Raw genomic sequence first — 15,959 nt, forward strand, 5'->3', positions numbered from 1 at the left:
CTCGTTTGGAGAACAGGCTAACTTCAAACCGCGGACCTTTCAGGGGAGCAGGTCATCGGTTCTCGGAGTTTTTCGACGGTGATGGGCCCCTCGATCTCTGCAACCCCTTCGGTAAAGGGTGGTCTAGGCTGAACCACCAATCCGGTTTCCTCATCTTCCGTGCCGGGAACCGCATTGGTGTCGAGGGGCGGTTGCGATGCGTGTTGTACCGGCGGATGAGTGACAACCATCGGATGCGGTTCAGGATGCCGCGTTGCCATCGGGTGAATGAGTCCCTGTGAAGAAACCAGTTCTTTAGCGCGGTCTTCGAACACCTTCGCCCGGATACTCTGACCTTCGTGCTCCGCTCCCAAAGCTGCAAGTCGTGCATGCAGGTGGGCTTCGACTACCTGATACTCGTGTTCGGAAGACCGGGGTTTCAATCCTGTGAAAGCCTCGAATTCGCTTACTATGGCTCTGCGAGATGCAGAAGAACGGAGGATCTCGACCTCCCTGGCGTAGACGCTGACTGCGGCCTTCACTTCGTTGGAAGACCAGGTCGCATCGAGACGCGACGCTGGAAGGGCATCGCCAAGTCCGTCGGTCAGAAGGCTGGTCAAAACGACACGTTGGATAGGAACGGACATAGCCAGGGTGCCTTTCCGCTCCGACATCCGTTCCATCCGGGATTGCCGACGCAAGGTATCCAAAGCCTGCTTCAGTCGCGCATCAAAGTAATGCGCGATCAGCTCTTCGGGGAGCGGGTCGATGACGAAAAGAAAGGCGTCCAGCATGGCTTCGAACTCTGTAATCAGCGTTCGGGACCACGTATGCGCCGTTTTTTTCATCTGTCGTCCCCAGGGCGATACGCACAGGACGGATAGATGTGGATAACCCCGGAAAGCGCCGCCGAAAATGATAGTGGCGGCCCTGGCGGTAGAGGTATGTTTGAGTTCGCATGATGCCCTCCTGATGAGGGACACCGATGGGCTGACCTGATCACCCGAAGTGCGCGCGTTGTGACATCTGTGTGTCAGCAGAGCGCAGAAACTTCAAAAGGCGTTCGGAGCTAAATCCGAAAGACACACGTTTTCAGTAGCTTGAAGGGATTTTGGCTCCGGCGGTAGGGATCGAACCTACGACCAATTGATTAACAGTTATGATTTTGGTCTCTTTCCGCTTTCTGCCCATACCCTCCAAAAGCCTCCCATACCCCTATAAATAAAGTAAAATCAGCATCTTGTACCATGTTCGGTGCGACCCTATGTTTTCCCATAGGTTCACAAAACCTGCTTACTAACTGCTTACTTTTTTTGAGGGGCTGAGGGCCATGGCCAAACTGACGGCACAAGGCGTGCGGGATATGCCGCTCACAACGGCGGGGCAGAAATTCGTCTGGGATGATGGCCAGCCCGGTCTGGGCGTCCGTATTGGGAGGGCCTCAAAGGCTTACATCGTGCAAAGCCGCGTAGGGGCCAAGACCCGCCGCGTGACGCTGGCCAAGACGGACCACCTAACCCTGAATGATGCCCGCAAGCTGGCAAAGAAGGCGCTGGCCGAAATGGCCGATGGCAAGGACCGCAACGCGCAACTCAGGCAGGACCGGGCGAAACTCATGACCCTCGGCCAAGCGGTAGACGGGTGGCTTTCCGAACGGTCGCACCGTGAGCGCACCGCCGTGACCTACCGGGCCACCATGGCCCGAGAATTTGGCGATTGGCTGAGTATGGAAATGCGCCGGATCACGCCAAAAGTGTTCCAAGCCCGTTTTCATGAGATCATGGCCCGCACTCCCGCCGGGGCCGCGCTGGCCGTGCGCACTTTCAAGAGTTGCTGGAATTGGGCACGGGTTGACGTGACCGATGCAGAGGGAAACCCGCTCTTGCCCGAATGCCCCGCTGACATTGTGAAGCGCAAAAAGATCATGCCCAAGCCAAAGCGCCGCCAGACATTCGTGAGTGACTGGAAAGAGTTTTTTGAGGCTTTGGACAACCTTGAAACCAATTCCAATCGCCACCCCGAGGCTGGGGAGAAATTCAAGGTATACGTCGAATTGCTGGCCCGCACTGGGTTGCGCATGACTGAGGCCGCATATTTGGAATGGGCCGATGTGGACCTTAAGGCCAAGACGCTCACCATTGTGGCCGAGAGGGCGAAAAACGGGGAAGCCATAACCCTGCCATTGGCTGAGCAAACCGTGAGGCTCTTAGAGGCTCAGAAAGAGCGCACCGGGGGCGAAACCTATGTCTGGGGGGCTTCGCCCTACGGCGACCCACGCAAGACGCTCACGGCCTTTCGTGAGGCTCTTGGCTGGCCTATCGGCTTCCATGATTTGCGCCGCAGCTTTTCAACGGTGGCAACCCGCCTTGATGTCCAACAGACGAAGCTGAAACGCTTGATGAACCATGCCACGGGCAGCGACGTGACCGCCGGATACCAGATTTTGACTGACCCCGAGATGATGCGGGGGGCTACACAGGCCGTAAGTGACTACATGGATCAACAGAGGACGGCTTGAAACATCGCCGCTAGCGGGCCATACTCAAAGCAGCGTCAGAACAAGGATGTTTGATCGTCACCCGCTCAAGTGACGGGCAGCGCGAAACCCGCAACCCGGTGCGTCGATGAAAGGGACGTGCCAACATCCTTGGAGAACGCCAATGCCAATCAAACTCAAAAAGCCCGCACCAATTGTGTCCGATATGCTCACGGTTGACCAAGCCGCGACCGTTCTAGGCGTCAGCCGCCGTTATCTGGACAAAGACCGATATGAGGCACGTGCCAACGGCACACCACCCAAAGTGCCTTTCTCCGTGCTGGGGCACCGCACCATTCGCTACAGCCGCACCGATTTGCTGGCATTCCTTGAAGCCAAGCGCATTGCGTGAGGTGACACATGAGCAAATGGCAAACACATGCCGAGATGTGCGGCATAAAGGCGGCTGAGCGTCTCTATGAAGTAGATCCTAGTGCCACCCGCGAAATACGCGACACAGACATGTGGGGCGCTGGGGTGGTTCTTCTGACGTTTCTCAGAGATCACCACGCGCCTGAGTATGAAATAGCCGAGGCAATGTCGATTATGCTCAGGGCATACGTGACGCGCTTTCAATCACTGAAAAGCGGGGGCGTCCCGTGACCTTTCTCAAATCAGCCAAAGCCAAGGCCGAACTGGCCAGCGATATAGCCAAGGATCACGCGGCCCAGACCGCTCAGGCGAACTCGCCTATCCAGACCCGCAAAGACATTCGGGGCTTTTGGGTGCAGCACCCCAAGAGCCGAGATTTGTTTGGAGCGATCTACAAGACTTGGCGCAAGTCCAACGCGGTTCGTCCCGGCCATGCTGGGTATTGGGCGGCTTATCCCTATCCATGGTGGAGCGACCTTACGGGCATTGCCGTTGCAACGCTCAAGCGCCACCTAGATCGTCTGGAAAACCTCGGGCTGATAGAGCGTGAGCGCGGCAAGTTTGGGGGCAACAGGGTGCTGACCTTTATCCGGCCCACGATCCTCGGCCTAAGGTTATCCAACCCAAAGAGCCAAGACTGGCAGCACCTTGGGCACGACCCCAACACCCCGCCAAACGGGCCAGCCCAAGGCGTGAAGCCGAACACTGCGCACAAGGTTGCTGGCCCCCAGTCTACCGATGAAAAGCCTCTCACCATGGCTGAGCTATTGGCGATGGAAGAAGCCGAAAAGCCTCTGACGTTGGCAGAGGTGCAGGCAATCTTGGCCGAGGATGATTGAAGGAATGGGCGGGAATGAAACGAATTGGACTAGCTCATTCTCGGCCCGAAATGGCCTAATCAGTGAGCTAGTCGATGAGCTAGTCAGTGAGCTAATCCATACACAGAAATACTCATTACATTCGTATTTCTATCCCATCTCTCTAAAGAGAGATGATCCGAAGAACCCCATCCCCTTTGTCAAGGTGACGGGTGGAGATTGGGCTATCTGAATAGATCACCCCGGAATACCCTCCACCCCCCCATAGCCCCCCGCCTCTCAAGGCCGGAATTGACAGGCCGAATGAGCCACCGTATTTTGTGATTGTTGTTGCCCGTCGGCCCTACATGGTCGGCGCTCGCACTTAGCGGGCGGGCACCACAAGCGAATGAAACCCACGCTTGAGGTGCGCCCGTGCAAACCCTGCACAAGATCACATTGCCCCAGACCCCTAGGGGACCCCTGCCCGCCGAAAGGGGGAGGCCCGCATCTATCGGAGGGGGCGGAGCGGAGGCACTCGAGCGGGTGACGGTTTTCGAGCGGGGGGCGTCCGCTTGATTACGATCCGCCGCAAACCCAAGCTGGAACCTGTTGACGCGCTGGCGAACTGGCTGGCGCGTGAGTTTACCATTCCGGCTGGTATCTCTCGCGGCGAACCTTTCGTGCTGCATGACTTCCAGCGTGAGATTGTGGCGGCGTATCTCAGCCAAGATTATGACGGCCCCACGTTTCGGACCTGCATCTTTTCCACCCCGCGCAAGCTGGGCAAGTCCACCCTGCTAGGCGCGATCCTTCTGGGTCTCATGTGCCCGGATAGCCCCATCCACATTCCCCACTTTTGCGGCGCTATCGCGGCCCCAACCGAAAAACACACGGGCTACATTGCTGCCGCGATGTTCGCCCTTCTGGAAACGGCGGGGCGTGAGGGGGAGTTGCACAAGCGGGTAGACCCCAAGCCGGGGCGGCTACTCATGGGCAATGGCGTTTGCCACCTCAGCACCGGGAACATGAAACAAGGCCACGGTGCTGACCTTGACCTAGCGGTGATTGACGAAACGGGCCTTATCTCGGCTGGGCAAGGGGAACTCATAAACGCCTTCTACGATGCCCTTGCCGCCAAGGATGGCCAGTTGATCCTCACGGGCACCCGTGGCGACAGCCCCGAGTATAACGAACTCATTTCCCGCCCTGACAAGCGCACCCATGTGACCCTCTGGGGCGCTGATCTGAATGACGATGCCAGCGACCCGGCGGTTTGGGAAGCGGCAAACCCCGCCCTGGGCACGATCAAATCCCGCCGTTTCATGCAGGATGCGCACGACAAGGCCGAGCAAGGCGGCTCGCTCACCTCTTTCAAGGCGTGGCACCTCAACATGCCGCTCAGCCCTAGCCGCCAGTTGCTGGTGGAGTATGGCCAGCTACAACGGGCTTACGATGTGAACGCCAAACCTATTCCGGGTGAGCAGTGCTTTGTTGGGCTGGACCTCGGGGGCAGCGCGGCCATGACCGCCGCCGTGATCGTCTATGCCGAAAGCGGCGTGATCCGCCCGATTGCCGCGTTTCCGGGTGAGGGGGAGTTGGACCTTGCGCAACGGGGCAAACGCGATGGCGTGGGCAACCTTTATGTGAGCCTAGCCGGGACGGGCGAACTCTTTGAGACAAGTGGCCAAGTCACCGATGTGGCCGAGTTTCTGGCGCGGCTGAGGGAAGAAATCGGGGATCACCCCGTGCAATCCATTTCTGGCGACCGTTACCGGGATGCCGAGTTTCGCACTGCCATGGCACGGGCCAAGATTGATTGGCCAGTTGTGACCCGTGGCACCGGGCCGAAAGACGGCGATAACGACATTCGGGCAACCCGCCGCATGTTCCTGAGCGGCAAGGCCAAGATGCAGCGCAGTCTTTTGATTGAGGCCGCCGTTGCCGAGGCCGATGTGAAGGTTTCCGCTACCGGGGCCTGCCAACTCGACAAGTCGCACCGCAATGCCCGCATTGACGTTGCTCAGGCCCTCACGCTGGCCTGTAGCGCCTACGTCTCGGCCATGGACGCACCTCAGCCGGAATATGAGGTGCAGCTATGGTGAGGCGTCAGGATCGTTCCACAATCGACACGCGGGAATGGAAGCGCAGCATTCGGCCCGCCATTGCGCACCGGGCGAATTACCGTTGCGAGTGTTGCGGGAAATTCTGCGGAATGCACGGGCACGTTGACCATATCGTGCCCCGCTCAGCATGTGCCGAGGCGCTGATTGACCCCCGCGACAAGGCCAACCTGCAATACCTCTGCCCCGCCTGCCACAACGCCAAATCCGCCAAGGAAAAGTGGAGCGGCCACAAGCGCCGTGACCGCACGGGCGAAATCCGCCGTTCGCACGTGCCGGGGCGTGAGGCGTTCCAGTCCGCCCTTGCGAGTGCAGTGGATTGCAAATTCTCGGGGCTATCGGGGGGTAAATGAATGAATAGGACAATTCGGGAGACAATTCTGGAAACCCTGCATCTCTCTTTGGCTGACATTTCAGGGGGTGTCCCGGCGTCTGACCCGTATCCGTTTTCTATCTCAGAGGTGGTGCGCGGCCCCTTGCCTCCGACAAGCCCCAAACGGCTCACGGCGGGGCTGGTGCCGATGAAAGAGAACAAGACGCAAGGCACGTCCTTTGTGGAGTGTTTCTTGGAGGTGAGCGTTGATTTTCGCTATCGCGCTCAGCCGGGGGAGGTGCCCGCCACGATCATTGAAACCGTGGCCGGGATGATCCAGCGCCGCCTTCTAGTGGATACGACAGTGAAAGGGTTGGCCGTTGATCTGTATGACGCTGGCAATGTCGTGGACCTCGATCACCCCGAGGATTTGACAGCCGAGGGCAGCGTTTTCTTTGTCGTGCGGTATCGCCACGACCTGAACGACCCCCGCACATATCTCGGCCAAGCGGCCCCAGCACCGGGGGCCACATGACTGACACGCACGACGTTGGCCTTTCCGTAAGCTACGGCAATCGGCGGTATCAGGACGCCCGCCGGGGCTTGGATGCTCTGGCCGCGACCCTCGGCAAGAACGTGGATGACTTTGCCCACGTGGTGGCCCGTGAAATGCGGGTTTTCATCGCACGGGAAACCGACAAGCTGGCCGCACGGCATTCCGGCACCACGACAACTGACAAGGCCCTTGCCAAGCGCACCGGGCGGCTGGTGCGTGAGCTACAGCACGGCAGGGTGGTGCATGAGGCCGCAAAGGTGGCCGATGTGTATGGCGAAGTCACCTTGCCGGGTGAGTATCGTATTCAGGAATACGGCGGCACGATCACGCCCCGAGAGGGCCAATATCTGTTTGTGCCATTGCCCGCCGCGCTCAAGGCCGATGGAAGCCCGAAAAAGCTCAATCCTCGGCAATGGCAACACACCTTAATTGCTGAAAGCCGCAAGGGAAACCTTCTGCTTTTCCAACGCTTAGGGCGGAAGGTTACACCGCTCTACGCCCTCAAACCTCAGGTGCGGGTGCGTCCCCGGCTTGGGTTTGTCGCGCAAATGAAACGGGGCTTCCCCGAGTTTGCCGACCGTGCGCTTGAGGCGCTTTTGGACGCGCTCACGAAAGACATAACCTGAGAGGCTACCATGTTGAAATCGCAAGAAATCCAACTGGCGCAAAGCAAGCGCCGTGAGAAAATGGCCGAAATCCAGAAGGCCGATGAAATCACCGACGACGCCCGCACCGAATTGCGGTCCCTGACCTCGGCATACGAAGGGGCCGAGGTGGAGTTGCGGGCCGCGCTTCTGGTGGAGGGGGCCGAACGTGACAAGATCAAAGAGCCTGACCGGGCCGAGAGCGATTTTGGCCGGGAATGCCGCTCGTTCAATCTCTCGGGCATGGTGGCAAGCCTGACCGAGGGCAAGCCGCTGACGGGACGTGAGGCCGAGGTTTCCGCCGAACTGGAAAACCGTCACGGGGATGGCCAGAAGGGGGTGCGCTTCCCATGGGAGAGCCTCTTGGAAACCCGTGCCGATGTGGCAACGGATGCCAGCACCAGCGTGAGCGGCAATCTGGCGTCTCACCCCACGATGAACGCCCTTGAGCGTTTCTTTGAGGCCAGCGCGGCACAACGCTTTGGCGTCTCGGCTCTGCAAGTCACGGGTGCCCCCAGCTTCCCCGAGATCACCGGGGGCACGGGCCTGTCATGGGTGGCCGAGGGTGCCGGGGCCGATGCCGCCGCAATCTCCACAACCGCCGTCAGCCCCGCCATTCACACGGCAACGGGCCGCTACCTTCTGACCCGCCAAGCCATTCGCCAGAACTCGGCCCTTGAGGCGATCTTGCGCCGTGACCTTTCCGAGGTGCTGCGTGAGGGCATGGATTTGGCCGTGTTGCAAGGCACCGGGGCAGATGAGCAACCGGCGGGCTTTGAAACCGTGCTGACCGGGGGCCGCACAGCGGCGCTGGATGACGTGGCCAGTTTTTCCGAGTTTCTGTTGCGGGCAACCGAAATTCAGGAAACGGCCAAGCTGAGCGACCCCTCGGGCGTCCGCATCGCGGGTGCGCCGATTGTCCACCAGACCCTTGCCGACACTTTGGTGAGCGGCACCGCCGTTTCGGAACTGGACCGCCTCAAGGGGGCGGGTTTCGGCATGATGTGGTCCAGCCAAGTCAGCACCCGAGGGGCGCGTGACGGCACCGATAAAGGGGCGTCCAGCGTCTACTTTGGGGCCGGGGCGAACAACGCATTCGTGCCCACGTGGGGAAGCCCGGAATTGCTGGTGGACCCCTACAGCGAAAGCAAGACGGGCAAGGTGGCCCTCACCATGTTCGCTTTCGTTGATGTGCTGATCCAGCGCACCGCCACCCACTATTTCAAGCTGACGGGGGTGCAAGACCGCGCATGAGTGTCCGCCGCATGATCTGGGAAGCTGACGGCCTTGAGGTGCGTCAGCTAGACAAGCGCCCGGTGATTGCGGGCCGCTTCCCATACAACTCACTGGCCGTCCTCTCTGATCGGGGGACGGTCCGCAAAGAAACCATCATGCCGGGGGCTTTCAGCTTCACCCTTGGCGACCCCAGCCGAGAGGTGAACCTGCTTTTCGGCCATTCGTTTGACCGTCCGCTTGCCTCACGATCCTCCGGCACCCTTGAGTTAAAGGATACTGAGCGTTTCCTTGATTTTGTGGCCACCATTCCCGAGGGGGCAGACCGCGCAAGCCATGTGGTGGACGCCCTGGCATTGATCGGCTCAGGGCTTGCCCGAGGTATCAGCCCCGGTTTCCGGGTGCCGCCGTCTGACGTGGTGCCGGGGGCGGAAAAACTGGTGCCTGAGCCGGGAAATCCGAGCGTCAAAATCCGGCAACTTTGGGCGCTCTTGCTCTTTGAACTCTCGATTGTGACGCGGCCCGCCTATCAGGACAGTGAGGCCGAACTCAGGGCACTGACGGCAAGCGCGAACGATCCAGCCAAGCGGGAAAGGATCGTGTTGCCATGATTACGCTTTTGGAAACCTCATTCACGCTGGGGGATGACCCGGCAACCTCGCTTCTGGCCTCTGAGGTGGCCTTTGAGGCCGATGGGACCGAAACTGAGGCCACGGCCATGCTCACGGCCTCTTGGGCCATGGTGGAGGCGTTCACGGGCAAGACATACCGGGAAATGACCGCTGGCAAGGTGATCGTCAAAGCCGATACGCCCATCACGTTCACATGGTCCCGCTATCCGTTCCCCGTGACGATTGGCGTCAGCATCTATCAGGGGGGATCATGGGTAAGCCTTTCGGCCCCCTATGTGGCCGAGGTGGGCATGATTGACCTTGAGCCGTTCCAACTCACCCGCCTGACCCAAACGGGCACCGTGGCCGGGGCACCCGTCACGGCCAACGTGACAAGGGCCGTCCACCAGCTGGCGCTTTATCAGCTCATGCAAGGCCCCAGCCGCCGGGAATACAGCTCACAATCCTCTGGGGATTTTTCGTTCACCCGTGAAAGCCTGATGCCCGTATTTCGCGGCTCTGGGGCGGGTGCCTTGCTTGCATCGGAGGTGCGGGGATGATGTGGCCATTCAAGCGAAAGTCCGAGATTGAACAACGCGCCTCTTTGGGGGTGACGCTGGAATACATGGATCACCGTCGCCGGGGCCTTCTTACTGACGGCAAGGTGCCCCTGAGCGCGACCGTGGGCACGGCTCTGCATTTCTGGACCTCGGGCTTTGCCATGCTGGAGCTTGCCCCCGTGCCTGTTGATCCTGCCACGCTGGCCGCAATGGGGCGTGACCTTCTGTTGAAGGGGGAAACGTGCTGGCATATCCGGGCCGATGGCTCAGCCCTCAAGCTGGATCACGTGGCCTATTGGGATGAATTGGCCTCGGGCCGCTTTCACCTTCACATTGCGCACCCGCATGAAACTGAAACCCGCAAGGCGCTTGCGGGTGAGGTGTTGCGGCTGACGATCAATGCCGACCCCGCCACCCCATGGCAGGGGCGTTCCCCGTTCAAGATGATGGGCCTCAGCCCCGCGCTTCTGGCCGAGATTGAAAAGGCCGTGAGCAACGCCACCAGCTATACGGGCAAGGGGCTTCTTCCCATGCCGTCCACCATCCCCGAGGATCAACAACAAAAGGCGGCTACGGGCCTGCAATCGTCCTCTTTGGCCGTGGTGTCCAGCAAGGCCGATTTTGCGCACCAGACCGGGGGCCATGCTTCTGAGTTTCGGCGGGTGGACCTGACGCCAGACCTTGGCAAGGCTGACCTCAACACGTTCACGGCTGACCTGCATAATCGCCTCTTGGCAGGGTGTGGCGTTCCCCCGGCACTGGTAACGGGCAACGGCAATGCCGGGGCCATGCGGGAAGGGTATCGGCTCTTTGCCCTGCAAACGATCTTGCCGCTTGCCCGCCAATGCCTGCCGGAACTGACGCGAAAGATTGGCGTCCAGACTGTCAGCATTGACCAGATGATGAGTGCCGATGTGGCGGGCCGTGCCCGTGCCGTGGGTGTCCTGACAGGGGCCGGGGTGCCCCTTGATAAGGCCATGCGCCTCGTGGGGTGGGACCATGAGTAGGCTCAGCCCCCTACAGACCGCCAAGAGGGCGGCGAAATCCAACCCCGCGTTCAAACGGGCGCTTGTCTACATCACAGCAACCGATAGCGGGGTGCCCGTCTATGATGCCGCCGGGGAACTGCAATACGACCGGGCCGAGGATACCTTGGGCTATGTGGACAAGAGCAAGGAAACCGTCCTGACCCTCTCGGCCACATATCAGGGCAGTCACCTTGTCACCGTCCTGAGTGAGGTGGCCCCGAACGGTGCGGCTCTGATCCTGATTGACGGGGTGTTCTACGAGATTGTCACCGTCCACTCGGCTAACGTGCTGGCCACGCTTGTGACGTATGACTGTAAGTCCCTCGGCCCGAATGACGCACCGGTGATCCGCAATGCCTAAACCGATGCCAGCACCGCCCCCGATGCCCCGAGAGGGGGCAACCGCCGATGAGATTGGCCAGACCCTTGCCGCGTTGCTGGAATGGATTGTGAAGGCCCGCCTAGCCGATTTGCTGGACGCGGGCCTTACCCATGCCGATGTGTTCAAGCTGGTGCGCGTGGCCGATGATTACCGCAAGGGGGAGTTTGGTCCCGAGACCTTGGCGACGATCCACGACCTTGCCCCCAAGCTAGACCGGATGAGCGTAGAATTGCGTTAGCACTTTAGGAAGCTACTCGGGCCAGTGCCGGTCTTCTAACTTCGCTTTTTTGGTGTAGTGGGCGCGATTGTATAAAGCCGAGACGAGGCTCGTTGTAACCATGCCAAAACGCTGCTTTGGGTCATCGGCCCGCGAAGGGTGAGCCTTGTCAAGCGCGTCAAGCGCCGACATGCCAGTTTTGAGTGCAGCGGCCCAACTGCGTATCTTTTGATCTTCAAACGAGACCAGAACGCTATGCGCAAATGCGTTTCGTATTTTGCGCACAGCTTCTATGTCCTGATACTCTGATCCCGAGATTAGGCCGAGTGCGCGGCTTGCGCTCGACTTTGCGGAGAAGGTCGAAAGTGGAGCGTTGGGACCATCAAAGAGGCTTTTGCTCGCAGCGCCCTCTAAAAGAAAGCCACGCAAGACCTCTTCCAGCATTTCTTCGATGAGTGACGCTGCAACTAAGGCTCGCCCACGGTCTGTCTCGCTGTTGGAAGCGTCAAGAAATGTCCTCAGCCGTTGATAATAGGGATCGTCAAATTTCATGGATGTCACACCGACCTGCGGGATTGCTGCGTTCTATTAGCAAGCAAAGCGACCGGCTGTGAGGGCTGACTTGCTTACTATGTGCTTACTAACGCCAGAACCCCCCTATGACGCCTCTCTGAGGTGTCGCGCAAATCTCTGATTTACTTGGGGTTTTTGGCTCCGGCGGTAGGGATCGAACCTACGACCAATTGATTAACAGTCAACTGCTCTACCGCTGAGCTACGCCGGAACACACTGCGGGGCTTTAGAGAAGCTCTGGGGGGGGCGCAAGGGGTTTTCTGGCATTTTCAGATCAGATGCCAAAGGGCACCGGGGCTAACCTCGGGGGCGGCTGCAACGCGTCCTGTCTCCCAAAGGTGGATCAAGTGCGCCAGGACGTTTCGCCCGGCCGCCGCATGGAGCGCCCTTGGCGTGTCCGTGTAGATTTCGTGAACCAAGTCCGAAACGCGCCGTGGGTGGCGGAGGGCGCCCAGGATGTCTGCCTCTCTCATAAGGCGATGGGCGCGCAACTCTGCACAGCGTCCCGACGGGTCTGTGATCATGTCCCCGTGCCCCGGCCAAAAGCGCTCGGCGCCAAGGTCAGCGAGTCGATCAAGGCTCGTCAGGAACTGCCCCAGGTCACCGTCGGGCGGTGAAATCAGAGTGCTGGCCCATCCCATGACAGTATCGCCTGTGAAGACGAGCCTCGCGTCGGGCCATTGGAACGACAGATGGTTCGACATGTGGCCCGGTGTGTGAACCGCCCGCAGGCACCAACCGTCACCCTGGACTTGATCGCCGTGGGACAGCATCTGATCGGGGGCAAACTCGGCATCAATGCCCTCACCGCCCTTAACCTGAGGCGCGAGCCTGGCCATAATCTCACTGCGTCCCGCCACGGCTGGACCGAACGCCAGGACGGGCGCTCCGGTGATTTCCGCGAGAGGGCGGGCCCCAGCGGAATGGTCCAGATGGGCGTGTGTCACGAAGATCCCACGCACCTGGCGCCCCGCGATGACGTTTTGGATCGCATCGAGATGGGCGGGCAAGGCAGGGCCCGGATCGATAACCGCAAGGTCTCGATCCCCAAGTATGAAGGTATTCGTCCCAGGCCCGGTCATCGGCGAGGGGTTGGGGGCGAGCAGGCGTCTCAAGCCACTTTCGTCGTCGCTGCCTGCGCGGTAGCCTTTGGTCATGTCATCCCCATCCGATCTTGCATCGTCCAAAGCCGTCCGTGCCCGCCTAGCACGCCGCGCGTGGTCCCGCCGTTGGTTGCCACGCAGCTTCTATGCCCGCGCCGCCCTGATCTTGATCCTGCCGGTCATCGTCATCCAACTTGCCGTGGCGGTGATGTTCCTGCAACGCCACTACGAAGATGTCACCGTTCAGATGACCTCCAACATGACACGGGAGATTGCGCTCGTTCGCGCGCAACCCGCGCTTGCGGAGCAATTGGGCGTTCGGCTGGACCTCTCCGAGGTCGAAGATCGTGTTTTGCTCTGGGATCTCTCCGCGGAGGCGATGCGCGGGGTTCTGTTTTCGCGGTTTGCCGATGTGGCGGCCATCGACACTGTCAGTCAGGACAAAACTGTCTTGGTGGGGTTCAGCGACGGAACCCGGCTGGTGTTTCCACGGTCTAAGGTGTCCGCGTCGAACCCGCACCAACTGCTTGTGTTGATGGTCGGTACGGCGCTCGTGATGACGGCGATCTCCATCCTGTTCATGCGTGGCCAGATCAGACCGATCCGGCGCTTGGCCCGCGCAGCCGAAGCCTTCGGGCGGGGGCAAAACGTATCCTATATCCCTGGCGGAGCGACCGAGGTCCGGGCGGCCGGGACCGCATTCCTGGACATGCGCGCGCGGATCGAACGGCATATGGAGCAACGGACGCTGCTGCTGTCTGGCGTGAGCCACGATCTGCGCACGCCGCTTACGCGCATGAAGCTGGAACTGTCCATGATGGATGCTGCGGAGGTCGCGGATCTGCAGCGCGACCTCGCGGCCATGGAGCGTATCATCGACACGTTTTTGACGTTTGCCCAGCAGGATGCCACGGACACGCGCGCCCGCGTTGATGCTCTGGCCTTGCTGCAAGACGCGGCGCGCATGGCAGCCCCCCAGCAGGATATTCCCGTGACGGGGCAATCGGTGACCGTAGACCTATATGCCGATGGCATCCAAAGGGCCCTGTCAAACCTCATTCGCAATGCCTTGACCTACGGCAACAGGGCGCGCGCCTCGGTGACGGCGGGTGACACGTCTTTGACCTTCACGGTGGAGGACGACGGGCCGGGTATTCCCGAGGCCCAGAGAGACGCCGCCACCCGACCCTTTGCCCGGTTGGACCGCGCCCGCAGCAATACCAACGGCAATGTGGGGCTGGGCCTGTCGATCGTCCAAGACGTGGCCCGCGCGCATGGCGGACTGCTGCGGTTGGGAACATCGGATCTGGGGGGCCTAAAGGCCGAGATTGTGATTCCCCTCTAGGTGGCTGAGGCGCCTGCGTGTTTCACGAAAAACCACTCCTGCCGTCGCTCCGATAGGCGGCATCGCCAGCGGCGAGCGGGCAGAGGCCCAAACAGACCTACCGGCAAAGCCAGATCAATTGCGAGATGGCGGCCCTCGCAACCTACCAACACCAAGCGAGACCCGATCCAACCGCCGCGCGGTACCGACGACCTGAACACGCCCGCGACCGATCAAATCAACACCGTTTGACAAGCGTTCGTCTCCCGTAGTGATGAATATCCCCGTTTCGATGTTCCTCAAATATGCCAAATCAACCGGTACAGCCTGCGCCCAAGCCTCGTCAGCGCACAAAGCTCTGAAAGCCCGGATTCGAACCGTTCGGTTCCTAACAGATGCCTGGGACGTCCAATGCACCGGCTCCCGCGAAGACGAGCCGCCCAATTGATATGCGTCTCGGACAGACCAGTGATCCCCGGCTCGTCACCCTAAGAGGCAGCCCGCGGAACGTTGATTTCACCCAACCGGGCCCGCTCGCATCCCAGTCGAGCAAGACTGCTCCCGAAGTAGGCTGCGGCGACCTGATCCTGACGCAGACGGACGTAGTAGGGCTGGTAGCCAACATAGCCGCCAAAGCCGTTCTTGGCATTGTATTCACCGCAGACGATGCGATCGCCCGTCACGGTGCGAAACCCCTCGGCGTGCCGAAACCGAAGGCTTTCCGGGTCCCTTAGACTTGCTTCCAGATGGGTCTGAACAATCGATAGATCCGCCGGCCCCACTGCCGCCGGCACGACCGAAACAGGTTCAGTCGGAACACATGCACACAAAACCAACACAGCGGCAAACGGGGCCAGACGTCTCGTACCGTAGTCTTGCCAAGGGATCGTTACCAAAGGGTTAACCGGCGAACGGCATGTCGGGAGGGCCGCAAGATGATCCAAAACCGGAAGGCGTAGCGCAGCGTGCAGACCGCGTGAACGGGGCCGACCGGGGCGTCGGTTTTAAAAATGTGGTAGGCCCGGCAGGACTTGAACCCGCAACCAAAGCGTTATGAGCGCTCTGCTCTAACCAATTGAGCTACAGGCCCCCAACGGTGTAACGAGCGATAGCAGACCGCCCCCTGTGGTCAAGTCGGAGACGCCCATGCCCCTAGATTCCCCGCGCACACCCTATCTGGGACGCTACCTTGCCGTATCTGCGGCGGTTATGGTCGGGATCGGTGCGGTCAACATCTCGCTCCGGATCTTTACGGGGTATTCGCTGCCGAGCGGGGCGGCGTCGATCATTCCGCCGATGATTGCCGCGCTGCACGTGGGGCAGGTCTGGGGGCGGGATCGCGGCTCCGTCCCCGACAATCGAACCGCTTGGCGCTGGGCGGGGGTGGCTGGCCTCGTGTACCTCGCGCTCCAGATGCTGATCGTGCCGGTGGTCATCGCGCGGGCCAATCACACGCCCGAGATCATTGCCCTGGTGGCCGTGATTATCGCTGGGGTGACGCTGGCGGCGATCGTCATCAATCGCCTGTTCCTGACCATGGGGGCCAAGGGCGCGGTTGCCGGTCCGCGGACCTGATGCTAGGGCGCGGCCACCAACCATGGGGGCGCA

General features: G+C 60.4%; 19 protein-coding genes and 2 tRNA genes. 15 read left to right on the forward strand and 6 right to left on the reverse strand.

Features of this window, described 5'->3' with window-relative positions; genetic code table 11:
- Positions 1 to 23: 23 nt before the first annotated feature.
- The gene (locus tag K5R33_RS10870) at positions 24 to 827 is read right to left on the reverse strand and encodes a hypothetical protein (RefSeq protein ID WP_220749080.1); all 804 of its coding nucleotides are present in this window, start codon (positions 825 to 827) and stop codon (positions 24 to 26) included.
- Between the two features lie 482 nt (positions 828 to 1,309).
- On the opposite strand from K5R33_RS10870, the gene K5R33_RS10875 reads away from it, so the two are divergent.
- The 13 genes from K5R33_RS10875 to K5R33_RS10935 all read left to right on the forward strand — a co-directional run bounded on the left by K5R33_RS10875 (position 1,310) and on the right by K5R33_RS10935 (position 11,372).
- Positions 1,310 to 2,497, forward strand: coding sequence for a tyrosine-type recombinase/integrase (locus K5R33_RS10875; RefSeq protein ID WP_220749081.1), 1,188 nt, complete (start codon positions 1,310 to 1,312; stop codon positions 2,495 to 2,497).
- Between the two features lie 142 nt (positions 2,498 to 2,639).
- Positions 2,640 to 2,867, forward strand: a complete 228-nt coding sequence (locus tag K5R33_RS10880; protein WP_220749082.1) for a helix-turn-helix domain-containing protein — start codon at positions 2,640 to 2,642, stop codon at positions 2,865 to 2,867.
- A 247-nt stretch (positions 2,868 to 3,114) separates the two neighbouring features.
- Positions 3,115 to 3,726 carry a helix-turn-helix domain-containing protein gene (locus K5R33_RS10885; RefSeq protein WP_220749083.1) on the forward strand — a complete coding sequence of 204 codons (612 nt, stop codon included), beginning with the start codon at positions 3,115 to 3,117 and terminating at the stop codon, positions 3,724 to 3,726.
- Between the two features lie 533 nt (positions 3,727 to 4,259).
- On the forward strand, positions 4,260 to 5,789 hold the full coding sequence (locus tag K5R33_RS10890; RefSeq protein WP_220749084.1) for a terminase TerL endonuclease subunit: 1,530 nt from the start codon (positions 4,260 to 4,262) through the stop codon (positions 5,787 to 5,789).
- Positions 5,783 to 6,160, forward strand: a complete 378-nt coding sequence (locus K5R33_RS10895) for an HNH endonuclease (RefSeq protein ID WP_255576327.1) — start codon at positions 5,783 to 5,785, stop codon at positions 6,158 to 6,160. The genes K5R33_RS10890 and K5R33_RS10895 overlap by 7 nt, the downstream gene beginning before the upstream one ends.
- Entirely contained in the window at positions 6,161 to 6,655 is a 495-nt protein-coding gene (locus K5R33_RS10900; RefSeq protein WP_220749086.1) for a hypothetical protein, read from the forward strand.
- A complete protein-coding gene (locus tag K5R33_RS10905; protein WP_220749087.1) occupies positions 6,652 to 7,302 on the forward strand; it encodes a hypothetical protein in 651 nt (216 codons plus the stop codon). The genes K5R33_RS10900 and K5R33_RS10905 overlap by 4 nt, the downstream gene beginning before the upstream one ends.
- Positions 7,303 to 7,311: 9 nt before the next feature.
- Positions 7,312 to 8,574 (forward strand): phage major capsid protein, encoded by a 1,263-nt coding sequence (locus tag K5R33_RS10910; protein WP_220749088.1) that lies wholly within the window; start codon positions 7,312 to 7,314, stop codon positions 8,572 to 8,574.
- 11 nt (positions 8,575 to 8,585) lie between these two features.
- On the forward strand, positions 8,586 to 9,164 hold the full coding sequence (locus K5R33_RS10915) for an HK97 family phage prohead protease (RefSeq protein ID WP_220749089.1): 579 nt from the start codon (positions 8,586 to 8,588) through the stop codon (positions 9,162 to 9,164).
- Positions 9,161 to 9,724, forward strand: a complete 564-nt coding sequence (locus tag K5R33_RS10920) for a hypothetical protein (RefSeq protein ID WP_220749090.1) — start codon at positions 9,161 to 9,163, stop codon at positions 9,722 to 9,724. The genes K5R33_RS10915 and K5R33_RS10920 overlap by 4 nt, the downstream gene beginning before the upstream one ends.
- On the forward strand, positions 9,721 to 10,731 hold the full coding sequence (locus K5R33_RS10925; RefSeq protein ID WP_220749091.1) for a hypothetical protein: 1,011 nt from the start codon (positions 9,721 to 9,723) through the stop codon (positions 10,729 to 10,731). The genes K5R33_RS10920 and K5R33_RS10925 overlap by 4 nt, the downstream gene beginning before the upstream one ends.
- Positions 10,724 to 11,113: a hypothetical protein gene (locus K5R33_RS10930; RefSeq protein ID WP_220749092.1), complete on the forward strand. Its 390-nt coding sequence runs from the start codon at positions 10,724 to 10,726 to the stop codon at positions 11,111 to 11,113. The genes K5R33_RS10925 and K5R33_RS10930 overlap by 8 nt, the downstream gene beginning before the upstream one ends.
- On the forward strand, positions 11,106 to 11,372 hold the full coding sequence (locus K5R33_RS10935) for a hypothetical protein (protein ID WP_220749093.1): 267 nt from the start codon (positions 11,106 to 11,108) through the stop codon (positions 11,370 to 11,372). The genes K5R33_RS10930 and K5R33_RS10935 overlap by 8 nt, the downstream gene beginning before the upstream one ends.
- Before the next feature lie 12 nt (positions 11,373 to 11,384).
- Here K5R33_RS10935 and K5R33_RS10940 read toward each other — a convergent pair whose 3' ends face one another.
- From K5R33_RS10940 to K5R33_RS10950, 3 genes are all read right to left on the reverse strand, one after another.
- On the reverse strand, positions 11,385 to 11,903 hold the full coding sequence (locus tag K5R33_RS10940) for a hypothetical protein (protein WP_220749094.1): 519 nt from the start codon (positions 11,901 to 11,903) through the stop codon (positions 11,385 to 11,387).
- Positions 11,904 to 12,060: 157 nt separating this feature from the next.
- Positions 12,061 to 12,135 (reverse strand) — tRNA-Asn (locus tag K5R33_RS10945).
- A gap of 58 nt (positions 12,136 to 12,193) precedes the next feature.
- On the reverse strand, positions 12,194 to 13,081 hold the full coding sequence (locus K5R33_RS10950) for an MBL fold metallo-hydrolase (protein WP_220749095.1): 888 nt from the start codon (positions 13,079 to 13,081) through the stop codon (positions 12,194 to 12,196).
- On the opposite strand from K5R33_RS10950, the gene K5R33_RS10955 reads away from it, so the two are divergent.
- On the forward strand, positions 13,080 to 14,372 hold the full coding sequence (locus K5R33_RS10955) for an ATP-binding protein (protein WP_220749096.1): 1,293 nt from the start codon (positions 13,080 to 13,082) through the stop codon (positions 14,370 to 14,372). The two genes, K5R33_RS10950 and K5R33_RS10955, sit on opposite strands and share 2 nt — an antisense overlap.
- Positions 14,373 to 14,839: 467 nt before the next feature.
- Here K5R33_RS10955 and K5R33_RS10960 read toward each other — a convergent pair whose 3' ends face one another.
- On the reverse strand, positions 14,840 to 15,034 hold the full coding sequence (locus tag K5R33_RS10960) for a hypothetical protein (protein WP_220749097.1): 195 nt from the start codon (positions 15,032 to 15,034) through the stop codon (positions 14,840 to 14,842).
- Between the two features lie 330 nt (positions 15,035 to 15,364).
- Positions 15,365 to 15,441: transfer RNA gene (locus K5R33_RS10965), tRNA-Ile, on the reverse strand.
- Between the two features lie 56 nt (positions 15,442 to 15,497).
- Here K5R33_RS10965 and K5R33_RS10970 point away from each other — a divergent pair.
- A complete protein-coding gene (locus tag K5R33_RS10970; protein ID WP_220749098.1) occupies positions 15,498 to 15,926 on the forward strand; it encodes an ABZJ_00895 family protein in 429 nt (142 codons plus the stop codon).
- Positions 15,927 to 15,959: the final 33 nt, after the last annotated feature.

The sequence above is a fragment of the Jannaschia pagri genome, from assembly GCF_019655435.1.
Lineage (GTDB): Bacteria > Pseudomonadota > Alphaproteobacteria > Rhodobacterales > Rhodobacteraceae > Jannaschia > Jannaschia pagri.